18 protein-coding genes are annotated in these 20,896 nt (G+C 67.1%); 8 read left to right on the top strand and 10 right to left on the bottom strand.

Annotation, left to right across the window (positions count from 1 at the left end; genetic code table 11):
- Positions 1 to 21: 21 nt before the first annotated feature.
- The 3 genes from AB0L53_RS34590 to AB0L53_RS34580 form a co-directional block, all read right to left on the bottom strand.
- Positions 22 to 885, bottom strand: coding sequence for a hypothetical protein (locus tag AB0L53_RS34590; protein WP_364003063.1), 864 nt, complete (start codon positions 883 to 885; stop codon positions 22 to 24).
- The gene (locus tag AB0L53_RS34585; protein WP_364003060.1) at positions 882 to 1,223 is read right to left on the bottom strand and encodes a helix-turn-helix transcriptional regulator; all 342 of its coding nucleotides are present in this window, start codon (positions 1,221 to 1,223) and stop codon (positions 882 to 884) included. The genes AB0L53_RS34590 and AB0L53_RS34585 overlap by 4 nt, the downstream gene beginning before the upstream one ends.
- A 233-nt stretch (positions 1,224 to 1,456) precedes the next feature.
- Positions 1,457 to 1,618, bottom strand: coding sequence for a hypothetical protein (locus AB0L53_RS34580; protein ID WP_364003058.1), 162 nt, complete (start codon positions 1,616 to 1,618; stop codon positions 1,457 to 1,459).
- A 176-nt stretch (positions 1,619 to 1,794) separates the two neighbouring features.
- Between AB0L53_RS34580 and AB0L53_RS34575 the strand changes: the two genes are divergently transcribed.
- Positions 1,795 to 2,349 carry an RNA polymerase sigma factor gene (locus AB0L53_RS34575; protein ID WP_225300290.1) on the top strand — a complete coding sequence of 185 codons (555 nt, stop codon included), beginning with the start codon at positions 1,795 to 1,797 and terminating at the stop codon, positions 2,347 to 2,349.
- Positions 2,346 to 3,509, top strand: coding sequence for a CU044_5270 family protein (locus tag AB0L53_RS34570; protein WP_364003055.1), 1,164 nt, complete (start codon positions 2,346 to 2,348; stop codon positions 3,507 to 3,509). Before AB0L53_RS34575 ends, AB0L53_RS34570 begins: the two co-directional genes overlap by 4 nt.
- Positions 3,510 to 3,738: 229 nt before the next feature.
- Here AB0L53_RS34570 and AB0L53_RS34565 read toward each other — a convergent pair whose 3' ends face one another.
- Together AB0L53_RS34565 and AB0L53_RS34560 are read right to left on the bottom strand one after the other, a co-directional pair.
- Complete coding sequence (locus AB0L53_RS34565; protein ID WP_364003052.1) at positions 3,739 to 4,377, bottom strand: response regulator transcription factor; 639 nt, start codon at positions 4,375 to 4,377, stop codon at positions 3,739 to 3,741.
- Complete coding sequence (locus AB0L53_RS34560; RefSeq protein ID WP_364003049.1) at positions 4,374 to 6,359, bottom strand: histidine kinase; 1,986 nt, start codon at positions 6,357 to 6,359, stop codon at positions 4,374 to 4,376. Before AB0L53_RS34560 ends, AB0L53_RS34565 begins: the two co-directional genes overlap by 4 nt.
- A 241-nt stretch (positions 6,360 to 6,600) precedes the next feature.
- Here AB0L53_RS34560 and AB0L53_RS34555 point away from each other — a divergent pair, with 241 nt between their 5' ends.
- Together AB0L53_RS34555 and AB0L53_RS34550 are read left to right on the top strand one after the other, a co-directional pair.
- Positions 6,601 to 7,167: a glycerophosphodiester phosphodiesterase family protein gene (locus tag AB0L53_RS34555; protein ID WP_364003046.1), complete on the top strand. Its 567-nt coding sequence runs from the start codon at positions 6,601 to 6,603 to the stop codon at positions 7,165 to 7,167.
- A 234-nt stretch (positions 7,168 to 7,401) separates the two neighbouring features.
- Complete coding sequence (locus AB0L53_RS34550; RefSeq protein WP_364003044.1) at positions 7,402 to 7,827, top strand: nuclear transport factor 2 family protein; 426 nt, start codon at positions 7,402 to 7,404, stop codon at positions 7,825 to 7,827.
- A 198-nt stretch (positions 7,828 to 8,025) separates the two neighbouring features.
- Here the strand turns inward: AB0L53_RS34550 and AB0L53_RS34545 are convergent, their stop codons facing one another.
- The 3 genes from AB0L53_RS34545 to AB0L53_RS34535 form a co-directional block, all read right to left on the bottom strand.
- Positions 8,026 to 8,460, bottom strand: coding sequence for a DUF3592 domain-containing protein (locus tag AB0L53_RS34545; RefSeq protein WP_364003042.1), 435 nt, complete (start codon positions 8,458 to 8,460; stop codon positions 8,026 to 8,028).
- 140 nt (positions 8,461 to 8,600) lie between these two features.
- Positions 8,601 to 9,128: an N-acetyltransferase family protein gene (locus AB0L53_RS34540; RefSeq protein ID WP_364003039.1), complete on the bottom strand. Its 528-nt coding sequence runs from the start codon at positions 9,126 to 9,128 to the stop codon at positions 8,601 to 8,603.
- A gap of 214 nt (positions 9,129 to 9,342) precedes the next feature.
- The gene (locus tag AB0L53_RS34535) at positions 9,343 to 10,389 is read right to left on the bottom strand and encodes a hypothetical protein (RefSeq protein WP_364003036.1); all 1,047 of its coding nucleotides are present in this window, start codon (positions 10,387 to 10,389) and stop codon (positions 9,343 to 9,345) included.
- A gap of 935 nt (positions 10,390 to 11,324) precedes the next feature.
- Here AB0L53_RS34535 and AB0L53_RS34530 point away from each other — a divergent pair.
- Both AB0L53_RS34530 and AB0L53_RS34525 read left to right on the top strand, forming a co-directional pair.
- The gene (locus tag AB0L53_RS34530; RefSeq protein ID WP_364003033.1) at positions 11,325 to 13,667 is read left to right on the top strand and encodes a hypothetical protein; all 2,343 of its coding nucleotides are present in this window, start codon (positions 11,325 to 11,327) and stop codon (positions 13,665 to 13,667) included.
- 89 nt (positions 13,668 to 13,756) lie between these two features.
- Positions 13,757 to 14,056, top strand: coding sequence for a hypothetical protein (locus AB0L53_RS34525; protein ID WP_364003030.1), 300 nt, complete (start codon positions 13,757 to 13,759; stop codon positions 14,054 to 14,056).
- Between the two features lie 1,231 nt (positions 14,057 to 15,287).
- On the opposite strand, the gene AB0L53_RS34520 is transcribed toward AB0L53_RS34525, so the two are convergent.
- The gene (locus AB0L53_RS34520; RefSeq protein ID WP_364003027.1) at positions 15,288 to 15,830 is read right to left on the bottom strand and encodes a DinB family protein; all 543 of its coding nucleotides are present in this window, start codon (positions 15,828 to 15,830) and stop codon (positions 15,288 to 15,290) included.
- Between the two features lie 181 nt (positions 15,831 to 16,011).
- Between AB0L53_RS34520 and AB0L53_RS34515 the strand changes: the two genes are divergently transcribed.
- Positions 16,012 to 17,451, top strand: coding sequence for a serine/threonine-protein kinase (locus AB0L53_RS34515; protein WP_364003024.1), 1,440 nt, complete (start codon positions 16,012 to 16,014; stop codon positions 17,449 to 17,451).
- Positions 17,452 to 17,610: 159 nt separating this feature from the next.
- On the opposite strand, the gene AB0L53_RS34510 is transcribed toward AB0L53_RS34515, so the two are convergent.
- On the bottom strand, positions 17,611 to 18,135 hold the full coding sequence (locus tag AB0L53_RS34510) for a DUF3592 domain-containing protein (RefSeq protein ID WP_364003021.1): 525 nt from the start codon (positions 18,133 to 18,135) through the stop codon (positions 17,611 to 17,613).
- Positions 18,136 to 18,547: 412 nt separating this feature from the next.
- Here AB0L53_RS34510 and AB0L53_RS34505 point away from each other — a divergent pair, with 412 nt between their 5' ends.
- Entirely contained in the window at positions 18,548 to 20,827 is a 2,280-nt protein-coding gene (locus AB0L53_RS34505; protein WP_364003018.1) for a peroxidase family protein, read from the top strand.
- Positions 20,828 to 20,896: the final 69 nt, after the last annotated feature.

Below are 20,896 nucleotides of genomic sequence, written 5' to 3'. Positions count from 1 at the left end.
TTGGCTGCCGTTCCGGCATCACTAATCCGTCGATGACCCGCTTAACGCCGGCGTACTAGAACGGAAGGCGGCGACCAGAAAGCCGGCCGACCCCAGCCCCAACAGCGCGACCCCCCACAACCCAACCATCATGAGCTGGGGGAACATCGCCAGCATGACCGGCGAGAGCACCACCACGCTCCTGCGCCCTACCGGAGACTGTGCGGCCACTCCGCAGACCACCGCACTCAGCCCGAGCAGGAGCAGCTCGGGCGGCACCCCGATTTCCCGCAGGGCAGCCTCCAGCTGCCACGTCCCGACGACCACCGTCAGAGCCGCCCCGGACCACGCTAGGATCCGCCCGCGCCCCACCAGCGACAGCCCTTGACGCGGCTGCGCCACCCCCGTCAGCACCGCCGCCACAAGCGCGAAAGAGCCAACGATGCCGCCGAGTGCCACCCCCATATCCAAGGAGAAGCCTGTGGCCGACAACATCGCCGCGGCGGCCATGCCCGCGCTGAACAGGAGGGCCCAGATCCACGCGACCGCCGCAGCAGGCCAGCGGCGATTGGTCCAGGCCAGGAAGACGGTCAGGATGCCCATCAGAAGCACCTCACCGCTGATGCGCAACTGCATCTGGTAGATGAGCAACACTATGGGACCGACCACCGCGACGACACGCATCGCATCCCGCCACCGCGCCATGGACTCCGGCCCGAACGCCCAGCGCGCCCGGATCGCGGCGGCCCCCTTGACGAGGTCGAGGGTGTCACGCGGCTCCGGACGACTCTGCCCTGGCCGCGCCGACTCCATCAGCACATTGAGCATCTCCTCCTCGTGCCGCTCGCGGTGCTCGCGCGGGTACCAGCGGAGAAGGCTGCGGTAACGCCGTTCGAGGTCGCTCACGCGACACCTCCGGCGGGGCGCGTGTGCAGCCGGGCGGCGGCGGTCCTGACGTTGCGCCGCAGCCGTTCGACCTCGGCGGCCAGACGGGCGCCGCCCTCGTCGGTGAGCCGGTAGTAGCGCCGCAACCGCCCGCCGACGATCTCCTCCCGGTCCTCCGCGATCAGGCCTTCGGACTGGAGCCGGTCCAGGGCGGCGTACAGAGTCCCGGCCCGCAACCGGACCTCACTCTCGGAGATGCGCTCCACATCGCTGATGATGCCGTAGCCGTGCTGGGGCTCGGTGGCCAGCGCGGTGAGTATGAGGAACGAAGGCTCCTGCAAAGGGCGTAACTTGGACACAGGATCTTTATATACCGATAGTCGGTATATTGGAAGGATCTAGAAGTCGATTCCGATGTCCCCAGCGAAGCGGCGTACTGGCGCATCCATCCCGCCGGCCAGCACGCGCAAAGCCGTAGCTCGCGCGCCACGAGGCAGACCTGCTCAAAGCGGGATATCGCGTCGAGCCTGATCCTGGTGATGATGAGGTGCTGCGGGTGTGGGAGGTCTCCCCACCCAGTACCGCCTGAAGATCAGCGAGTTCGTCGGCGGTGGGCGGGATCGGCTTCGGCGGTGATGCGGGTGGAGGTCTTCTCGCCCAGGCGGACGTAGTGGCCGAGGCCGGCCAGGTGCTGGTGGTGGCTCTTGGCCTGTAGTTCGGGCGCGATGCGGCCGGCTTGCGCGAGGTGCTGCAACGCACTGTGGTGGAGCTGGTGCAGAGTCCAGCTGGCCCGGGTTTTCGCATGCCGTCGGTCGTGGGGCCGCTCCGATCGGTTCAGTCGTTCCTGCCTGGCCTGAAATTCTGCCGTCGGCCGCGGACACGTAGGAGTTGAAAGCCCGCAGCGTTCGGAAGGTCTGACGAGGATGACGCGTGAGTGAACAAGATGATCGGTCCCGGTTTGAGGCGGTGTACCGGCGAACCTATGAACAGATCCTCGGCTACGCCGTGCGGCGGTGTTCCTCTCCCGAGGACGCCGCCGATGTTGTGGCCGAGACCTATGTGATCGCCTGGCGGCGGATGACCGAGCTCCCGGACGGTGAGGCCGGCAAGCTCTGGCTGTACGGCGTGGCCCGTCGGGTCCTGGCCAACCACCACCGTAGCGAGCGGCGCAGGCTCACCCGGCACGCCGAACTCACCGACGAGATCGAACACCTCTACGCCGCCCCCTCCCACCACAGTGAGCAACACGGCGTGGATGAAGCCATGGACCTGCTCGCCGACAGCGATCGTGAACTGCTGGCCCTGACTCTCTGGGAGGGGCTCGATCCCGGCGAGATCGCCACAGTGCTGGACTGCTCCCGCAACGCCGCCCGTATCCGCCTGCACCGGGCCCGCAAGCGCTTCGCCAAGGCCCTGGAGAAGACCCGCCGCCCATCGGCCGCCGGTTTCGCATCACGGCCGCTCATCGAGAAGGAGTCAGGGTGAACAACGACCAGATCTTCAAGGACCGGGCGCGAGTGCTGGATGAGGACCTGACCGGCCGGGCGTCCACCGCGGGGGCGGACGCGCTGCTGGCGGAGATCGTCTCGCTGGAGCGCGTTCCGGCCCGGCGGCGGCTCCTGCCCTCCCCTGGCCGCGCTCTGCTCGGCCTGGCCGCAGCCGCCGCCGCGGTAGCGGTCATCGCTCCAGTGATGCTGTCTGACCGTACGATCTCTATCGCGCCTCCGCCCAGCACGTCGGTGTCCGCGACGGCCGAACCGACCGCTCGGCAAATCCTGCTCGCTGCTGCCGTCGCCGTAGAGAAGGCCCCTGCGAGCGGCGACTACTGGCGCACCGCGACCGTCAACCAGTGGATGTTGACCGACCCCACCCGCAGCTATGTGCTCGAGGGCAGCCGGTCCCTTGAGACCTGGCTGGCGAAGCGGCCGGATCTGCAGTACTGGCGCATCTGGCAGGATCTCGGCATCAAGCCCGCGACCCCGCTGGACGAGGCCGCCTGGCGGGCCGCGGGGGCGCCCACCAGCTGGCGATACCCCAAGAACATGAAGACGGAGAACCTGTTCTCCGTCCCATCCAGGCCGCTGGAGGCAGCGGCAGGCGAGCGAACCGCCGAACGGCTTTACGGCAAGTGGAAGGGCTCGGCCGGTGACCTGGCAGGGGAGGACATGTCCTGGGAGGAGGTGCGCGCGATTCCCAGCGAGCCCGACAAGCTCCGGAGCTACCTAGAAGAGCGCATCGGCCGGCTGGAGCTGGCCGGATCCGGGATGGATGTGGAGGAGGCGAGGGCGCACATCCTTCTGCGGAACTGTGTGGGCATCATCAGTGGCCTGCCGGCCTCGCCCGAGGTTCGGGCATCCGCGTACCGGATCCTTGCGTCTCTGCCCGGCATACGGGCCGAGGGGGAGATGACCGATCCGCTGGGCCGGCGCGGGCAGACGCTCAGCTATCAGGAGGAGATAGAGCCGGACCTGTTCACCCAGGTTCAGCTCGTGGTCGATCCCAGCACCGGCCTGCTTCTCGCCGAGGTGAGGACAAACACCACCAAGCTCGCGAATGGGCGGCAGGCGGAGCTGCGTCTCTCCACCTCGTTCCAGGCGATCGGCTGGACCGACGACCGGCCAGAACTGCCCACGCATCGGAACTGAGCCGCTCACCAATCCGCGTGTGAGGGCCGGCAGAGGGGTCGGCGCATCATGTTCTTAGTGATCACCGCCGCCGACGCCTGCCAGGGCTGGCGGCTTGCGCTGCTCCGACCCCAAGCTGGCGTTATGCGTCGTTTTTGGGTGTGGTGAGGCTCTGGAACTGGTCCCACTGAACCTGGGGCCGGGCCAGGCCGCGGCGCTGCTGAAAAGCACGTTCGGGAGAAGACGTCCGTCAGGGGCGGCCGAGGCCGGCGTCGCGGGCGCGGATGATGGCTTCGGCGCGGTCGGCCACCTGGAGCTTGGTGAAGATGCTGGAGATGTGGTTGGCGACCGTTTTCGGAGCGATGACCAGGTGGCGGGCGATCTCGCCGTTGGGACGGCCGGCGGCGATGAGATCGAGGATCTCCCGCTCGCGGCCGGTGAGCTCGGGAAAGGGGTCCTGGACGGTCGGCGGGGCGGCGAAGAAGCCCAGTACCCGGCGGGCCACGCCGGGGCCGAAGATGGCCTGGCCGGCGGCGACGGCGTGGATGGCGCGGGCGATCTCGTCCTGCTGGGCGCCCTTGAGCAGATAGCCGCGGGCACCGGCACGCATCGCGGAGAACACCGAGTCGTCGTCCTCGTACATGGTGAGCATGAGCACCGCGACGTCGGGCGCCGCGCGGGCGATTTGGCGGGTGGCCTCGATGCCGTTCAGACGCGGCATCTGGATGTCCATGACCAGGACGTCGGGCTTGTGCGTCACCGCCTCGCGTACGGCGGCGTGGCCGTCGGCCGCCTCCGCCACGACGGTCAGGCCGCTGATGGAGTCCAGTAGCGCGCGCAGGCCGCTGCGCACCACTGGGTGGTCGTCGGCCAGCACAATTCTGATCATTTTGCCCCCAAAGGTAGCGTGGCCGTCACGCGGCCGCCGGTGGGCTCGGGGCCCGCGATGCAGGTGCCGCCCAGTTCGGCGGCGCGCTCGCGCATCGATCGCATGCCGACTCCCGGCGGCCACGTGCCGGATCCACCTCCGTCGTCGGCCACCTCAACGTGCAGGTGGTGGGCGGCCGGCTGTCCGTCAGCGTGGATCCGTATACGTACTCGGCCGGCGCTGGAGTGCCGGACCGCGTTGGTGAGGGCCTCCACCGCGATCCGGTACGCCGCCGCCTCCACAGCCGCGGGCAGGGCGGGAAGGCCGGTGGCCTCGACGCGTACCGTCAAGCCGGGGCGTTCGAGCTGGGCGGCGCGTTGCCGGATCGCGCCGGCCAGGCCGAGGTCGTCCAGGGCCGGCGGCCGGAGGTCGTAGACGAGCCGCCGGATGTCGTCAATGGCCTGAGCGGTTTCGGTGCGAAGCTCGGTCAGGAGCGCCCGGGCGCTGCCGGGGTCGGTGGCCAGGAGGTTGCCTGCGGCATCGGCCTTGAACGTCACGCCGGTCAGCACCGGGCCCAGGCCGTCGTGCAGATCACGGCGCAGGCGCCGTCGTTCCTCCTCGCGGGCCACCACCAGGGCCTCGCGGGAACGCTGCAACTGCTCGGAGAGGGCGACCGCGTGCACCGCCACCGACAGCGGCGCCGCCAGCAGCTCCAGGACCGCCCGGTCCGGGCCGCCGAGGCGTTTCTCACCGGCACGCAGGCCGATGACCATCTCACCCACCCGTACCCCGCCGTAGGTGAGCGGGATCGTGTGCAGCAGTTCAGGCGGTGCGCCGCAGGCCGCCACCTCGGTGTCATCGGTGCGGAGGGCGGCGAACGGCAGGCGCAGCGCCTCCCGTACGGCCTCCAGCACTCCGGGAAGACCGGTGTCCAGCCGCGCCCCGACCCGTGACACCACCCGTACGGGATCGGCACGGTCCCCATACACGATCCGGTCCACGATGCGCTGGAGGCGTACGCGCACCGGGTTGAACCCCACGGCGATCAGCACGGTGACCGCCGCCGAGCTGCCCAGCCCGGCCTCACGCCGCATCACGCTGTCGAGCAGAGCCACCAGGCCGATGTACGAGGCGACGACGACGGCCGTGAGCAGCGCGTACAGCACCGTTCTCGAGAGCACCAGCCGGATGTCGAGCAGCTGGTGGCGCAGGATCGCCACGGTCATCGCGGCGGGAATGAGCGGGATCGCGAGCAGGACGTAGACCGGCGCGTTCTGCAGAACCCCCCACGGCACCAGCACGATCAGGACGAGCAGCACCGCCTGCATCAGCCACAGCAGCTGACGGCGCCGCCGCTCGTCTCCGCGCCGGTAGCGCACCCCCAGCGCCACCAGGCCTACCGCTATGGCGGCCAGGCCGCGCACCTCGACCGCCGTCCACAGCGGGTCAAGGTCGGCGTGGATGATCAGGTAACCGGGAATTCCGGCGACGACGGGATCCGGGCTGGTGCCCATCTCCAGCGCGAACAGCGGCGAGGTCACCACGGTGGCCCACATCAGCCGCCGAAAGACGGGACGGCCATCGGGGAAGAGCTGCAGGATCAGCGGCAGGCATAACCCGATCGACCACGGCCACGCCCACGACGCGACGGTGACGAGCGTGCGAATCAGTCCGCTGGGCCAACCGTCGCGTACACCGGTCTCGGCCAAAGGGACGATCGCGGCCGTCGTCGCGTGCCCGATCCCGGCGGCCAGCAACAGCCAGCCGACCGGGTTGCGAGGCCGGTGCCAGGCCACCAGGACACCGCCGATCGGAAACGACAGGCCCATCGCCGCGTTGGTCACGACGAAGTGGTCCCACGCCTCGATCCAGGTCATCCCGGCCACCGCACTGCCGATCACGGCGACGGCGACCTCGGCAACGGCGATGCCGAAGAGCCCGGCGGCCAGTACGACCGGCCACCGTGCCTGCGTCGGCGAGGTGGCGGAATCACCCGGTGTCATGAGCACATGATGAGGTGCACAGGCCCGTCTGTCGTGGGTGTGCGTTCCTGGGACGGCCGGGAAATCCTTCGGGCCTCTCGGCGGTCCTGGCCCATGCGCCTGGGAACGGCGAAGGCGGACGCTTCTGGCATCTGAACCCCTACGATCTCGGAGGCTCTTGCATGACCACCGCCATGCCCACGACCACGCGCGAGGCCGTTCCGCTCTCCGATATCGGGCGCGCCTGGGCGCGCCGCCTCATGTGCGTTTCGCGAAGGTTCACATCCCCATCACGCCGCAGACCGCGCCTCGTGAGCTGTTCGTCCGCCGGGTCTTCGAAGAGATCCACGCATCGGGGATCGAGCACCAGGTCACCATCCAGTCCTTCGACTGGGGCGCATTGCTGGAAATGCATCGGCTTGCGCCAACGTGGCCGCTGGTGGCGCTGACGAACTACGACTTCCTTCAGATTGGCAAGCCCGGCGCCTCCCCGTGGCTCGGTGGTATTGACGTCGACGACTACGAAGGCGATTTCGTGAAGGCGGCCGCCTCCATCCCCGGCGTCACGGCCCTCTCTCCTAACTACGGCTTCCCGCAGAGTGGAAAGGTCGGTGACCCAGGCTTCCGCTTCTACCCCGATCAGGCGATGGTGTCGGAGGCGCACGCCCGGGGCCTGAAGGTCATCCCGTGGACCTGCGACGACCCCGCCACCATAGCGGCCCTCATGGACATGGGCGTTGACGGCATCATCACGAACTACCCGAACCACGTCCGGCAGATCATGGCCGACCGCGGCATGCGACTGCCGAAGGCCTACGCGCCGCGCTGACTCCCTCTCGGGCCCGCGGCATCGTGGGAAGACTCCGATCTCGCGGCCCAGGTACCCCAATCCCAAGCCTGCTACGGAGTCGGGCGATCAACAATCGGAATACACCAGCCGGCGTCCGTGTCGGCCCAGGGAACTGGTGACCAACGCTCTTAGTCGGGCATCTTTCGACACTGATCGAAAGATTTGCCTCATAGGGTTCGCATACATTGCAGGACCATTTCAGGGAGCAGTCAGATGTCGAACCAGCACGCTGATGCGGCCGTTGCAGTCGAGCATGTCTTCCAGGCGTGGGATGAGGCGCTGGGGGCTAAGGACCTGGACGCGGCGATGGCTCTGTACCACGAGGACGCCACCCTGGAGAGCCCACTGGTGTGTTACCTGCTCGGCGTCGAGGAGGGGATGATCCGGGGTCGTGACGCGATGCGTCTGTTCGTCGAGCGGGTCTTTGCCCACCACCCGCCGCAGCGCCGCCGCTTCCGCACCGGCTTCCTGTCAGACGGGACGGTGTTGACCTGGGAGTATCCTCGCCAGACGCCTGATGGCGAGCAGATGGACATTGTGGAAGTCATGGAAATTCGAGACGGGCTGATTCAGCATCACCGGGTGTATTGGGGATGGTTCAGCGTCAACATGATCAAAAATGGCGCGCTTCCCCGTTAGCGGCTCGGCTCTGCACCGATTAAGTGGTGAGCTCCGAAAGTCTTCTCAGCACGAAAACGGCCCTGTGATCACAGAAGTGATCACAGGGCCGTTTTGTTTGGCCCACTTCGCCAACGAGGTCAAGCCGGAGGGTCTTCTACCTGCGGAGGGTCGGGATCTGAACCCCGGATGGTGTTGTCGCCGGACCTCGGTTCGATCTCAGAAGTCAGAGAAACTAGAAAAAGCAGCGAAGAAGGCCAGGCCGATGACGGCCGCGATGAGCCCGATGACGATTCCGCTGTAGCCGCCGCCGCCGCCGCCGACGTCGTCCGCGGGCATGGCGTTGGTCGGGTCCTGCGGGTCGTAGAGCACTTCGGTCTCGTTGCCGATGCCAAGGTCGGAGGTGGTGGCTGCCTCGGTGGTGATTTCCCGCCCCTCCACGGTCGTGAAGGTCAGAACAGGCCACTGTGCCGCCCTTAAGCTGTCCCCCTGCCCCACGAACGTGGTCCGGACGTCGCTGACCACGCCTGGCACCCGCTGCGCCTGCCGGACGAACTGCTTGCCGTCGATGATTCCCTTGATCGACCTTAGAATGATCAATGCTCCAAACGCCACGAACAGCAGCGGGAAGTACGGGAACAGATCTTCCAACATGGATCTCCTTGGGTCGGCTGCATCGTAGAACGTCCTAGAGGACCGTAGGTTCCCGCCGTCAGCCGATGATGGTTCTGCTCATGAGAGTTGACCGCAGTTGCTCGCTGGGTGTGACCGTGGTCCCTGTTGTGGCGAAGCCGTCAGAGGAGTCGTTGCATCCACAGCGAACTGATGTACTGGCCGTTCTTGGTGGCATATTCGCGGAAGGTGCCGACTTCTGTGAAGCCGAACTTGCGATGGAGGGCGACCGACGCGTCGTTTGGCATGGCGATTCCCACGACGATGGCGTGGATCGGCTCGTCGGCGATGCTTTCGAACAGGGATCGATACAGCGACGTTCCCACGCCCCGGCTTCGGCAACCAGCGTCGAGAGAAACGCTGAGCTCAACGGTGTCCCGGAACGCCTCGTGGTTCCGGTAGGGCTGACTACAGGCGTAGCCGACTATCCGACCGTGACGCCGAGCGACCAGCAGCCGGTAGGGGCCTGTCGGGGAGAACTGCTCGAACCAGGCGTGCCGCTCGGCCACGCTGGTCGGCCGGGTATCGAAGGTCGCGATCGAGCTTGCCGCCACGTCGTTCAAGATGCCGACGATCCCGGGGAGATCGGTCTCGTCCGCAATGACGATCTCAATGGGTTCTTGATTCGCAACCATGCCTACAGTGGTCATTCGTCACATCATGTCCGACTAGCCACCGCCCCGCTACCGCCGAAGCAGAAGCACGGTCATGTGTTGGCTGCCTTGCGCAGGATTCCCTGCCGCCGAACCGGCCAGAGGTGGTCGCGAGCATCGCGCGAAATCTCTGCTCGCGGCTTGTCATCGGGTAACCGTTGGACGCTTGCGCCGCTGCCCGCATCGGCCTCGCGATCAGGTATTACGGTCGTCAGCAGGAGTCGTCGACGTCGATAACGCCTACCTGTTCGGGACCCACCAGAACCAGTTGGGCGCCTTCGCCGCGAAACTCCAGCGGCCAGCCGTTGCTGTACGCGAGCAGCGGCTTCTTGCCGTCACCGGCGATCCGTTTGGTGAGCGTGTCGATGAGGTCGCGAAGGACAGGGATGACGAGGTGGTCTACGGGTGGCTGGGGGTCGTCCAGGTCGTCGTCCTCGCTCAAGCACACGGCCAGGGCCATGTTGGCGGCGGCTTGTTCGGTCTCGGCAAGTACGGTGGCCAGGGTTTCGCCGTCCAGGAGCCGGAAGCCATCAGCATCCTTTTTCCAGGTGCGGAAGATGGCGTCGGTGTCCAGGACGAGGCCGTGAGGTTCGACGGTTACCTCGAAGCCGACCTCGTTGTTGTTGTTCATCCAGAGGAACTGGCTGAGCAGCGTCGTGTCCCAGGTGATCCGCGCGTCAATGCCGGCAGGCTCGCGGTCCGGTGGCACTGTGGCGCTTGGGGCTACGGACAATCGGCATGCTTTTCCATCGTGATCGCGTACGAGGATGTGCAGTTCGTCGTCCAGCCGAGCGCTGCCGGGCTCGGTGGCGACGTGGATCCGCAGCAGGTGCTCGCAGGCCCACTGCGTCAGCACACCGGCAAGGAAGCCCACAAGCGACCGGACGCGCTGGTCGAGCGGTCCGGACCCAGCTTCCAAGGTCTCGGTCAGGGCCTGGATGACGTAGGCGGCCGCCTCGTCGGGTCGGCCCGCTGAAGCCCGCTGGCCGCAGTGGTAGTCCAAGCCTTCCTCGAACTCCAGCAGCTCGGCCTCGACGGGGAAACGGTCCCCGTGTGCGCCGAACGTCTCCGGGAACCGGCCGTACTCGCTCACCTCTGTCAGCGGCGGCGGCGATTCCCAATCCTCGTCGAACACGCGAGGCGCACTGCCGCCGATGACCTGCACGCGCCATGCGGGGGCACCGGTTCGCGAGTCGGACGGCAGCCACTGCTGGAGTAGACGCGCCGTCGTTGTGAGCAGGTGTTCCTCGATGGCCATGTTCGGTACTTTCTGGTCGGTCCATAGCATTTCGCAGGAGGGCGATCAGCCTAGCGATCAAGCAGCGGGTCGGAGTGGCGGGCGCGTAGAGCCCAGGTCTGGAGAGTGCGGTCCTGGGATGGTCGGCTTGGCGAAGAGTCCTCTTCGGCCGGGCGATGGGCGGACGCAGAAGCCTAGAGCTGGCGAAAAGCGCGGATTTGGCGGGCGGGGCAGGATGTGTGCTGTGGAAGTCGAGGGAGCCAGTGCGGGTCGGTTTCGGGATCCCGGTGTCCGTCTGTGGCATTTCGCCAAGGAGATTCTGGTCCGGTGTCCACGGTGTGACGGGCGTGTGTTGGTGGCTGTACATCCTGATCATCGCGATGGTCACGCGTACGCCATGGGCTGGTTGACGGCGCCGCATCGGTTGATCTGTCCTGGCTGTGGGTACGTCGCCGAGTGGGTGCGGCGGCGGTGGAGTAGTGGTGCTGGGGATGCGTACTTCAGCGGTCGTGGTGCGCTCATGGTGCCGACGTTCGGCGGGCCGGATGACCCCTACTTCGGGCTGCCGTTGTGGTTGCGGCGGGGGTGTTGCGGGCGGGTTGAGGATTGAGCTCTTCGGAGTAGCCGTTGTTCAAGAAGGCGCTTCCGCAGGTCAGAACACTGTGACCGCCGAACCCCCAGGGGTTCGGATAGAGGGCGGCAACCACACCGGCTGCTATCGCAACGGCCCCGAGAACCCAGAGAACCCACCAGACCCTGATCATCGTTCCATGACGGGGGAGGTTCAACAGTCTCTGTCGTGGCTCTCGCCGCTTGGGCGCGCGCGATGCGATCAGCAAGGATGCCCTGAAGAGGATCAGCGTGATCGGCCCAGACCACCGGACATAGCGGATGGTATCCGCTCGACCCCTTTACGTAATCGCCGCTACTGCCTACAGTGCCGCGGGGGTGTTTGCATGCGCGGTGGCCGCCGGGTGCGGTGGACGGTGACGTGGCTGGGAGTGACCGCCGTCGCGGGCGCCGGTGTGCTGGCCTCTGTGACGCTCGGCGCGGACACGGGCGCGCGGGTGGTCGCGGTGCTTGGGCTGGCCGTGGCCGTTCTCGCCATTGGGGCGCCCTGGGCGTGGCGCCGGACCGCAGCGCCGGTCACGACGAGTGCCGCGCAGCTCGATGCCGCCGCCGAGGCGCTGGCGTACCTCGTCCGAGAGCAGTGGAGCGCTGAGGCGACGCTGCGCCGACTGTACGAGCCCTGGCCGCTGTCCATCGTCTGGACGGCCCGCGAAGACGCGGGCTCGGCGCGGGTCACAGGCATCGCGGAGGGCGCCAGGTACGAGGGGGCCGCGGCGATCGCGGCGGCCTGGGCGGGTTCGTCGGCCCGGCGCCTGATCCTTCTCGGCGACGCGGGCGCCGGGAAGAGCGCCTGCGCGCTGCAGCTCACTCTGGCGCTGCTCGACGACGAGCGAGTGACGCAGGTGCCCGTCCTGGTGTCCGCCACCGGGTTCCGGCCCGAGAGCGAGACGCCGGTGGAATGGCTGGCCCGTCGGCTGCGGCGCGACTACCCCCTGCTGGCCGACGTCGAGCGCTTCGGGCCGCGGGTCGCCGAGGATCTGCTGGCCGTGTACCGGGTGGTGCCCGTCATCGACGGCCTCGACGAGTTGCCCACGCCACGCCTGGAAGCAGTGCTGCGGGCGCTGGTCGTGGCGGGGGATCCGCGCGCACCTCTCGTTGTCACCTGCCGTACCGCCGAGTTCAGGGCCGCCGCCGCGCGGTGCGGGATGCTGCCGCGTGCCGCCGTGCTCGTACCCTCGCCGGTGACGGTGACCGACGCCGTCCGGCTGCTCACGCACGCCGACCCGGTCGGCCGGGAGGCGTGGCGGCGCGTCGCCGTTCGGTTGCGGGCCGATCCCGCGCAGCCGCTGGCCGTCGTGCTGGCCCGGCCGCTCGGCGTCGCCCTCGTACGGTCCCTGTACGCCCACGACCCCACCCCGCTCCTCGACCGCGATCGTTTCCCCGACTCGGCAGCCCTTGAGGAACATCTGCTCGACGCCTTCGTACCCGCGCTGTACGAGCGGGCGGCCGCACAGGCCCCGCGCATGCGCCATCGTGACCCCGAACGCGCCGAACGGTACCTGCGCTTCCTGAGTGAGCAGCTTCAGCAACGCGGGACGACCGACTTCGGCTGGTGGCACCTGCGCGACTGGACGCGGCTGACCCGGTCACGCTTAGCCGTACGGGCCCTGGCCGGCGCGATCACCGGCCTGGCGATCCTGCCTACGGTGATGCGGACGAGCCGGCAATTCGCCGACATCGACGGCGATGACTGGCGGCACATCGCGGCGGCCAAGGTGCTGGCCGCCATGCTGTTCCTGCCGGCGCTGCTGACCACGTCCGACTGGTTCACGCGGCGGTGCCCGTCACGGTCCGGGGCGCTGCGGACGATGCTGCCGGCGGTCGGCGTCGCGTCCCTGGTGCCCGTGGTCATCGTGCTGGTGGAGCAGTTGCTGTTCATGGGGCTGTCGCCGCTCGTGATGATCCTCTCCGAGACGGGCATTCTGGCCTACTACGTGGGCCTCGCGCTGCCCGTCGTGGTGGTCGTCGGGCTTCCGGTCATGCCGGTGGAGCCGCGGCGCGGGCGCTTCTCCTTTCGGGAGTGGAGGCGGCGGCTGGGTGGTGCCTGCGCGCGTTTCGTCTCCGCGGGTGTGTTCGTGGCTGTGGCCATTCAGCTTGGCTCGATGGCGGTGTACTGCGTTCAGGCCCGTGCGGAAGTCCAGCTCAGTACGTCCTGTGCCAGGAGCGTGGCCATGGTGCCGCTGATCGCGGGCGGCGTGGCGGGCCTGCTCGCCGCGGCGGCCTGGTGGTACGAGCGGGCGGGTGGCCCTCCGGTCTCGAGCCCGCGCCGGTCGATCCGTACCGACAGAACGCTTGGGCTCGGATCCGCGCTCGCGGGCTCGCTGCTGATCAACCTGGACGGTGCCGCGACGATCCTGCTGCCCACCCCGATGGCCGCCCACCTCGACGCCCAGGACATCACCAGGATGTTGCTCACCGACTGGCTGACGATCTTCGGGCCGACTGGTGCGCTGATTGCTCTGTCCGCCACCTGCTGGCCGTACTACTCCCTGGCCCGGCTGCGCTTCGCTGTGACTGGGCGGCTTCCCTGGCGGCTTCAGGCGTTCCTGGCGGATGCCCATCGGTTGGGCGTGCTGCGGCAGGCGGGCGCGACGTACCAGTTCCGGCACGCCACCCTTCAGCAACGCCTCGCCTGCGCCCCGGCCACCGGCATCGGTGAGAGTGGGTGAGGACGGGGTCGGTTTCCCCTTTGCGATCAAGATGCTCCATGCTGTTGACCTTGCCAAGCGGTGGTGATGAGCAGTTGGGGTGATGGGGCGTGAAGAGGCGGAGCATAGCCTTCCTCCTGACGGTGGCATTGGCGGCCGTGCCGACACTCAGCACCTCCGCTCCACCAAGCTGCCAGGTGCGGCCACTCACAGATGCCGAGGCCGAGAACCTCGCTGTGCAGAAGCCGTTCCTGGGGGAAATACCGAAAGAGGAAGAGCTCCTGCCCAGCGCGGATCCGTCAGCAGTGGCGTCCGGCGGCTACATGCCTGATGTGAAGGCAGGGACTGTGGCACCCATCGGCGTTGAGATCGTGGAGCTGCCAGGCTGCCCCGAGATCAGCGATCAATGATCCCCTTGCTCGCTTCCTGACCGAGTTCATCACCACTCGTCGGTCTGCCACCATGGTCCGCGAAGACGTCGCCGCTGAGCTCAACCAGGTCGGCCGCCGACTGCGCCAATACCAGGACGTCAGCGGTTGTCTCCATCCCCGTCATCCGCTTGTACGAGGGCGCCCCGTAGCAGAGGCATCCCGCTGGGGTAGATCGTCGCGCGCACTCAGCCGGCGCTTGCCGAAGCCTGGCAGCACGAGGGCGTGCGCATACTCCCAGGCTTCGGCTATGTCGAGGCCGAGCCGCTCTCATCGACCCGGCATCCAGGGATCTAAATGGTGACGCAAGGGAGCCCTATGGTGTGCCAGACGCCGAAATTGTCTCTATACCATCCTTCTACGCAGTACGTCCCTCGCTGAAATGGTCCGTACCATTTAGTTTCCGTTGGCGGCGTACCAGAACAGTTTGGCAATTCCGGTGTGTTGAAGTCGAAGCCAGGGCCCCAGAAATGGAAGTGGGACTGAATCCAACAGTAATTCCAGCGCCATGATGCCTTGACCATGCCGGTCGTTGCGCTGTTGGGCCCTGCTTCGATGCATACGTAGTTACTACATCCGTCCGCCATGATCGCTGACTGCCCTATGGAGGAGGAGGTCACTCGCGAAGCGGCAGTCGCCGCCGAGGATGCAGGTAGGGTCATCATCGCGATGCCCATCAGCGTCGTTACGAGGCAGGTGATCGTCCGACGGATTTGCATGTCCGCTCCCAGAGTCGCAGGTCAATGTGTGATCGATCCGTGAAAACGCGGTGTCACCGTCCGTCCGCCTTCCCGGGCCGCCATCGAGGCTGCCGCTCGAGACTCGGTGTCTGAGGACGAAGCCCTGTTACCCTCTCCGGGCATCGGCAACTGCGGAACAAGGGCTCGGTGCGGCGCTTACGGGAGAGTTCGGCGAAATCGCGGCCAGTAATGGAAGGCCCAGTACCGCCAATATTCTCAGATACGTCATCGCCCCCCTACTTGTGGAGTAGAACACTCCGCGACGGGTCGGTAGGCGGCACCATTGAATAAGGGTCGCATTCCCATCTAGGGGTCGACGAGGGCACTCACCGGACATTTACCGGACAATTGCGCGCCTGCGGGCCGACTCTCTACGCCTGGTGCGACACCCTGTGCGTAGGACTTCAGACGTCCGTGCGGACGAATTCGAAAATCGACACTCACGACACCGTTTGTTGAGAGGATGACGGGGGTCAGAGCCCTACTGCTCCATCGATCTGTTCCCGAAGCAGGTCCGCATGGCCATTGTGTCGCGCGTACTCTTCCACCATGTGCATCAGCACCCAGCGCAGTGACACGGGTCCTTCTCCGGGTTCATCCCCGGCGAGTTCGAGGTCCGGCGCCGCGTTGACGAAATGATCCGCGAACGCGATCTCCGTCTGCCACGCGTGCCACGCCTCCGCAACCATCTGCGCGTCCGCGTTCGCCACAGTGAATGCGTCGTGGGGGGCGAACAGGGGTGGGAGCTCCTGTCCAGCCATCACCCGACGGAACCAGAAGCGCTCGGACTCGGCCGCGTGCCGCACGAGGCCCAGGAGCGACAACGCGGATCGACCTACCGCGCGCTCCGCGAGTTGCTTCGGCTCCAGGCCGGCGCACTTGTGTGCCAGGGTTTCCCGATGCCAGCGCAGGAATGCCACCAACGTCGTACGCTCATCCGCTTGCGATGGCCGTTTGGCGCGGGAATTGCCGTCACTCTGGACGAACGGAAGGCTTGACATCCCGTCATCATTCACCACCACAGGCTCGCGTGCTGCCTACCCGGCGGTCCAGGCTAGGAGAACTGGGCGAGCACGAGCCCTCTTCCCAGCGCACTTCCGACCCCTGCCTGGCACAGCCCCTTTTCCCGCTGGGTAGCCTCGTCCAACACTTAGAACGACCTTCGGTCTGACAAAGCCCGTAATAAGGTCCTGGATCATGCCCGAGCCTCTTTATCCGGATGATCCACCCGCAATCGGCCCATATCGGCTGATTGGCCGCCTGGGAGCCGGCGGACAGGGTGTCGTTTACTTGGGCCAGGCCAGGGACGGGCGGTACGTGGCGGTCAAGGTGCTGCATGCCGCGGTCTCCGACCAGGTGCTCGAGCGGTTCGCCAAGGAGGTGGCCGCCGCCCGGCGGGTCGAGCCGTTCTGCGTCGCCCAGGTGCTCGACGCCTCCTTCGAGGGCCGGCGACCGTACATCGTCACCGAGTTCGTCGAAGGGCTCTCGCTGCAGCAGGCCGGTGTACACCACGGCCCCGCGCTCCACCGGATGGCGGTGTCCACCGCCACGGCGCTCGCCGCTGTTCACCGGGCCGGAATCGTGCACCGCGACTTCAAACCGGCCAACGTGCTGCTCGCCAAGGACGGCCCCCGCGTCATTGATTTCGGCATCGCCCGCGACACCGAGGCATCCCTCACCGTCACCAGCAGCATCGTCGGCACCCCTTCCTACATGGCACCGGAACAACTCGGCGGCCACTACACCGGACCTGCCACCGACGTGTTCGCCTGGGGTTCGGTGATGGTCTACGCCGCCACCGGCCGCCCGCCCTTCGGCGTCGACCATCTGCCCGCAGTCATCTCCCGCATCCTGTACGCCGCCCCCGACCTCGGTGACATGGCCGAGCCCTTGCGTTCCATCGTCACCAGCTGCCTGACAAAGGAACCGTCCCGCCGCCCCACTATGCAGGACGTGCTGCTCCAGTTGCTGGGGCAGCAGCGCGTACGGCCGATCGCCCCCTCCGAACTGGTCGCGGACACCAGGCCCACGGTCCGTTCGACGCCCCTGCGCACCGGCCTGCTCGTCGGCGGCACCGCCGTCGTCGTCACCTCCGTCACCGTCACGGTGACCCTGCTGCTCGGTCTTCCGGGGGGAGGCCCGAACCAAGCCGCGGACGGCGCCACGAACTCACCGATCGCCGAAGCCTCCGCGTCCCAGGGGAATCAGAAACAGGCACAGGATCCCTCGACGAGTTCCCCCAAGAAGTCTCCCAAGAGTTCCCCCACAAGGCCTTCGCCCACGAGGTCTACTTCCACAAAGACCCCCACCGAGTCCACGCCGCCCCCGGCCAATTCGACGCCGGAGGCCATCGTGTTCGGCAGCCTGGTCGCGCAGGGCAGCAAGAACGGAACCTGCTACGAGAGCGGCGTCCGCGTCCGGTTCCGAGGCAGGATCCTCGACGACGTGGAACCGATAGGGCACCGCTGGGTGCTCGACGGTCGTGAGATGGGCATGACCACCAGCTACAGCCCCAAGGGGCCATTCGAGGTCGTCACCCGGGAAGGTTTCTCCGAACCCGGCACCCACACAGCCACCTTCTGGCTTCTCAGGCCGGGCACGCGTCGCTCCAGGACCATATCGATCAAGGTCTGCTGACGGACGCGACCACTCTTGCCGGGAACGAACGGCAGGTTCATGGGGGACCTGTCGCGTTGCCCAACCCTGCCAGCCCCGTGTTGATGAGCCGGGCCGCGCTGCGCACGCCGGCGATGACGGCGTGCCGGACCTGTTCGGGCGTGCGTTCGCCGTTGAGGATCACTCGCCGATTTCGAGGCCGGGCGGGCAGTCGATGGGCCCGATGGAGCCATCGGGATGCTGGATTTCGCACCGGGTGTTGCGGTCGCCCTCTTCGAAGCCAGAGGGACCAGAGAAGCCGGAGAAGGCAGAGAAGAAGGCCAGGCCGATGACGATCACGATGAGCCCGATGACGACTCCGCCGTAGCCGCCGCCGGCGTCGTCCGCGGGCACGGCGCTGGTCGGGTCCTGCGGGTCGTAGAGCACCTCGATCTCGCTGCCGATGCCAAGGTCGGAGGTGGTCGCGGCCTCGGTGGTGATTTCCCGCCCCTCCACGGTCGTGAAGGTGAGAACCGGCCACTGTCTCGCCCTTAAGTGCTCCCCCTGCCCTACGAACGTGGTCCGGACGTTGCTGACCACACCTGGCACCCGCTGCGCCTGCCGGACGAACTGCTTGCCGTTGATGGCCCCCTTGATCGAACCCAGAATGATCAGTACGCCAAACGCCACGAACAGCAGCGGGAAGTACGGGACCAGATCTTCCAACGTGGATCTCCTTGGGTCGCCTGCATATAAGAACGTCCTAAAGGACCGTAGGTTCCCGCCGTCAGCCGATGAGGAACTCGGCGTCGGCGTAGCGGTGTCAGCGCTGGCCGAAGAGGTCCTCTCCGTCACTGCCTCCGAGGAGGAAGGTGAAGCGTTCCAGGTCGGCGCGGAGGGCGTGCGCACAGGCCGCCCGCGCCGGCAATCTGGTCGCCGTCTCCGGGAATGGAATGTCCCTTGGGGGTTAATCACCCCTAAGGGTGACTCGTCAATGGATCTCCATTGACGAGTCGCGAGCGGAAGAACAACATTGCCGCAGCTTTCCCGTCATTCCTCTCAATGTTTTAACGCGCTGGAAAGGAAGACGGTTCACCGCGCAAAGAAACCGTTCGCGAAAAGACCGCGTGGAGGCCAGATGCATCATCATGCCCATTCTGTCACTCGACGAGCGCTGTTATCCGTCGCCTGCGCCACGCTGCTCGTCCTCAGCGGGGTGATCACCGCTACGGAAGCCGACGCGGCCGTCCCCTTCGAGGTCCAGAGGCTCGACGGCGCCGGCAACAACGTCGCGAATCCCGCATGGGGAAAGGCGGGCACCGCCTATTCGCGGGTGGGTCCGACCCGCTACGCCGACGGGGTGAGCACCCCTCGTACGGGGCCCAACACCCGTTTCATCAGCAACCGCATCTTCAACGACGTCAACCAGAACATCTTCTCCGAGCGGCGGATCACGCAGTGGGCCTTCACCTGGGGCCAGTTCGTCGATCACACGATCGGCCTGCGCGACGCGGCCGGACCGACCGCTACCGCGGCCAACATCCCGTTCAACAGCAATGATCCGCTTGAGACCTTCACCAACACCCTCGGCAACATCGCGTTCAGCCGCTCCGCGGCCACCCCGGGCACGGGCACCGGCACCGGCAACCCGCGCCAGCAGACCAACACGGTGAGCTCCTACCTCGACGCGTGGGCCGTCTATGGGGGCACCGACCAGCGGCTCGAATGGATGCGCGAGGGTCTAGTGGACGGCAACCTGGCCAACAACAGCGCCCGCCTGCTGATGCCCGGCGCGTACCTGCCCCGGCGCACCAGCCGGGGGAACGCGGCCACCGCGCCCGCCATGGACGCGGACGGCAGACTGGCGGCCGCCCCGAACAACGCGATGGTGGCGGGGGACGTCCGGGCCAACGAGAACATCGCGCTGACCGCGACCCAGACGCTGTTCGCCCGCGAGCACAACCGGATCGTGTCGCTGCTACCCGCCGCCCTGTCGGAGGAGGACAAGTTCCAGATCGCCCGGCGTGTGGTGATCGCCGAGCAGCAGTACGTGACCTACAACGAGTTCCTGCCGGCCGTGGGCGTCACCCTGCCCGCCTACACCGGCTACAAGTCCGGCGTGAACGCCAATCTCAGCAACGAGTTCGCCACCGTCGGCTACCGCGCGCACAGCCAGATCCACGGCGAGATCGAGCTGGAGACTGACGCCGACCGTTACACGGCCGCCCAACTGCAGGCCTTCGAGGATCAGGGCATCGAGGTCGCGGTCGAGGACGGAGAGGCGGAGATCGCGGTCCCGCTGAACGTGGCGTTCTTCAACCCCGATCTGGTGCCCTCCCTCCAGCTCGGCCCGCTGCTCCAGGCCATCGGCCTGGAATCCGAGTACCGGAACGACGAGCAGATCGACAACCAGCTCCGCAGCGTGCTGTTCCAGGTCCCCGTCGCGGGCAACCCGGGATGCTTGGACGGGCCGGCCCTGCCCCAGTGCTTCCGCGGCGTCGTCGACCTCGGCGCGATCGACACCGAGCGGGCCCGTGACCACGGCCTGCCCAGCTACAACGAGCTCCGGCAGGCGTACGGGCTCGCGCCGCGCACCAGCTTCACCGCGATCACCGGTGAGGCCACCGACGTTTTCCCCACCGACCCCGTGCTGACTCCCGGCAACGAGATCAACGATCCGGACAGTCTCACCCACACCCAGCTCTTCAACATTGACGGAGCGCCGCTCACGGTGGGCGACGAAAACGCCGGGACGCGATCAGTTCGCCGAACCACAACGGCGGCGCGACTGCGCGCGATCTACGGGAACGTGAACAACGTGGACGCGTTCGTCGGCATGGTCGCCGAGCAGCACGTGCCCGGCACGGAGTTCGGCGAGCTCCAGCGCGCCATCTGGACGAAGCAGTTCCAGGCGCTGCGTGACGGCGACCGGTTCTTCTACGGCAACATCGCCGGCCTGGACACCATCAAGCAGCAGTACGGGATCGACTTCCGGCGTACGCTGGGGCAGATCATCGCCGCCAACACCGACATCCCGGCCGCGGAGCTGAACGACAACGTCTTCCTCGTCTCCGACGCCGAGCTGCCCCCCACGACCTGCAAGATCGACTACGCGGTGGCCTCGAGCTGGCCGGGGCACTTCCAGATCGCCCTGAACATCACCAACCTGGGCACGGCCCCGACGCAGGGCTGGACCCTGCGCTGGCGGTTCCCGAACGGGCAGACGGTCACCCAACTCTGGAACGGCGTCGTCTCTCAGGCGGGCGTGAACACGACGGTGACCAACGCGAGCTGGAACGCCGTCATCCCGCCGGGCGGCACGCTCACCGGGGTCGGTTTCAACGGCACCTGGGATGACGCCACCAACGCGGAGCCGCCTGACTTCACGCTCAACAACGCTCGCTGCGCCCGCGGCTAGCGCGCCCCGCCTTATTCCTGAACCGCCCGATTCCTGAACCGCCCGATTCCTGAACCGCCCGATTCCTGA

This window comes from Nonomuraea sp. NPDC052129 (assembly GCF_040680095.1).
Taxonomy (GTDB): Bacteria; Actinomycetota; Actinomycetes; order Streptosporangiales; family Streptosporangiaceae; genus Nonomuraea.
Note: the sequence above shows the minus strand (reverse complement) of the source record. Positions and strands in the feature narration are given on the sequence as shown.

Coding starts and splice junctions, on each gene's coding strand:
- AB0L53_RS34565 (WP_364003052.1), bottom strand. CDS start 4,377: ATGATCAGAATTGTGCTGGCCGACGACCACCCAGTGGTGCGCAGCGGC.
- AB0L53_RS34560 (WP_364003049.1), bottom strand. CDS start 6,359: ATGACACCGGGTGATTCCGCCACCTCGCCGACGCAGGCACGGTGGCCG.
- AB0L53_RS34550 (WP_364003044.1), top strand. CDS start 7,402: ATGTCGAACCAGCACGCTGATGCGGCCGTTGCAGTCGAGCATGTCTTC.
- AB0L53_RS34545 (WP_364003042.1), bottom strand. CDS start 8,460: ATGTTGGAAGATCTGTTCCCGTACTTCCCGCTGCTGTTCGTGGCGTTT.
- AB0L53_RS34540 (WP_364003039.1), bottom strand. CDS start 9,128: ATGACCACTGTAGGCATGGTTGCGAATCAAGAACCCATTGAGATCGTC.
- AB0L53_RS34535 (WP_364003036.1), bottom strand. CDS start 10,389: ATGGCCATCGAGGAACACCTGCTCACAACGACGGCGCGTCTACTCCAG.
- AB0L53_RS34530 (WP_364003033.1), top strand. CDS start 11,325: ATGCGCGGTGGCCGCCGGGTGCGGTGGACGGTGACGTGGCTGGGAGTG.
- AB0L53_RS34515 (WP_364003024.1), top strand. CDS start 16,012: ATGCCCGAGCCTCTTTATCCGGATGATCCACCCGCAATCGGCCCATAT.
- AB0L53_RS34505 (WP_364003018.1), top strand. CDS start 18,548: ATGCATCATCATGCCCATTCTGTCACTCGACGAGCGCTGTTATCCGTC.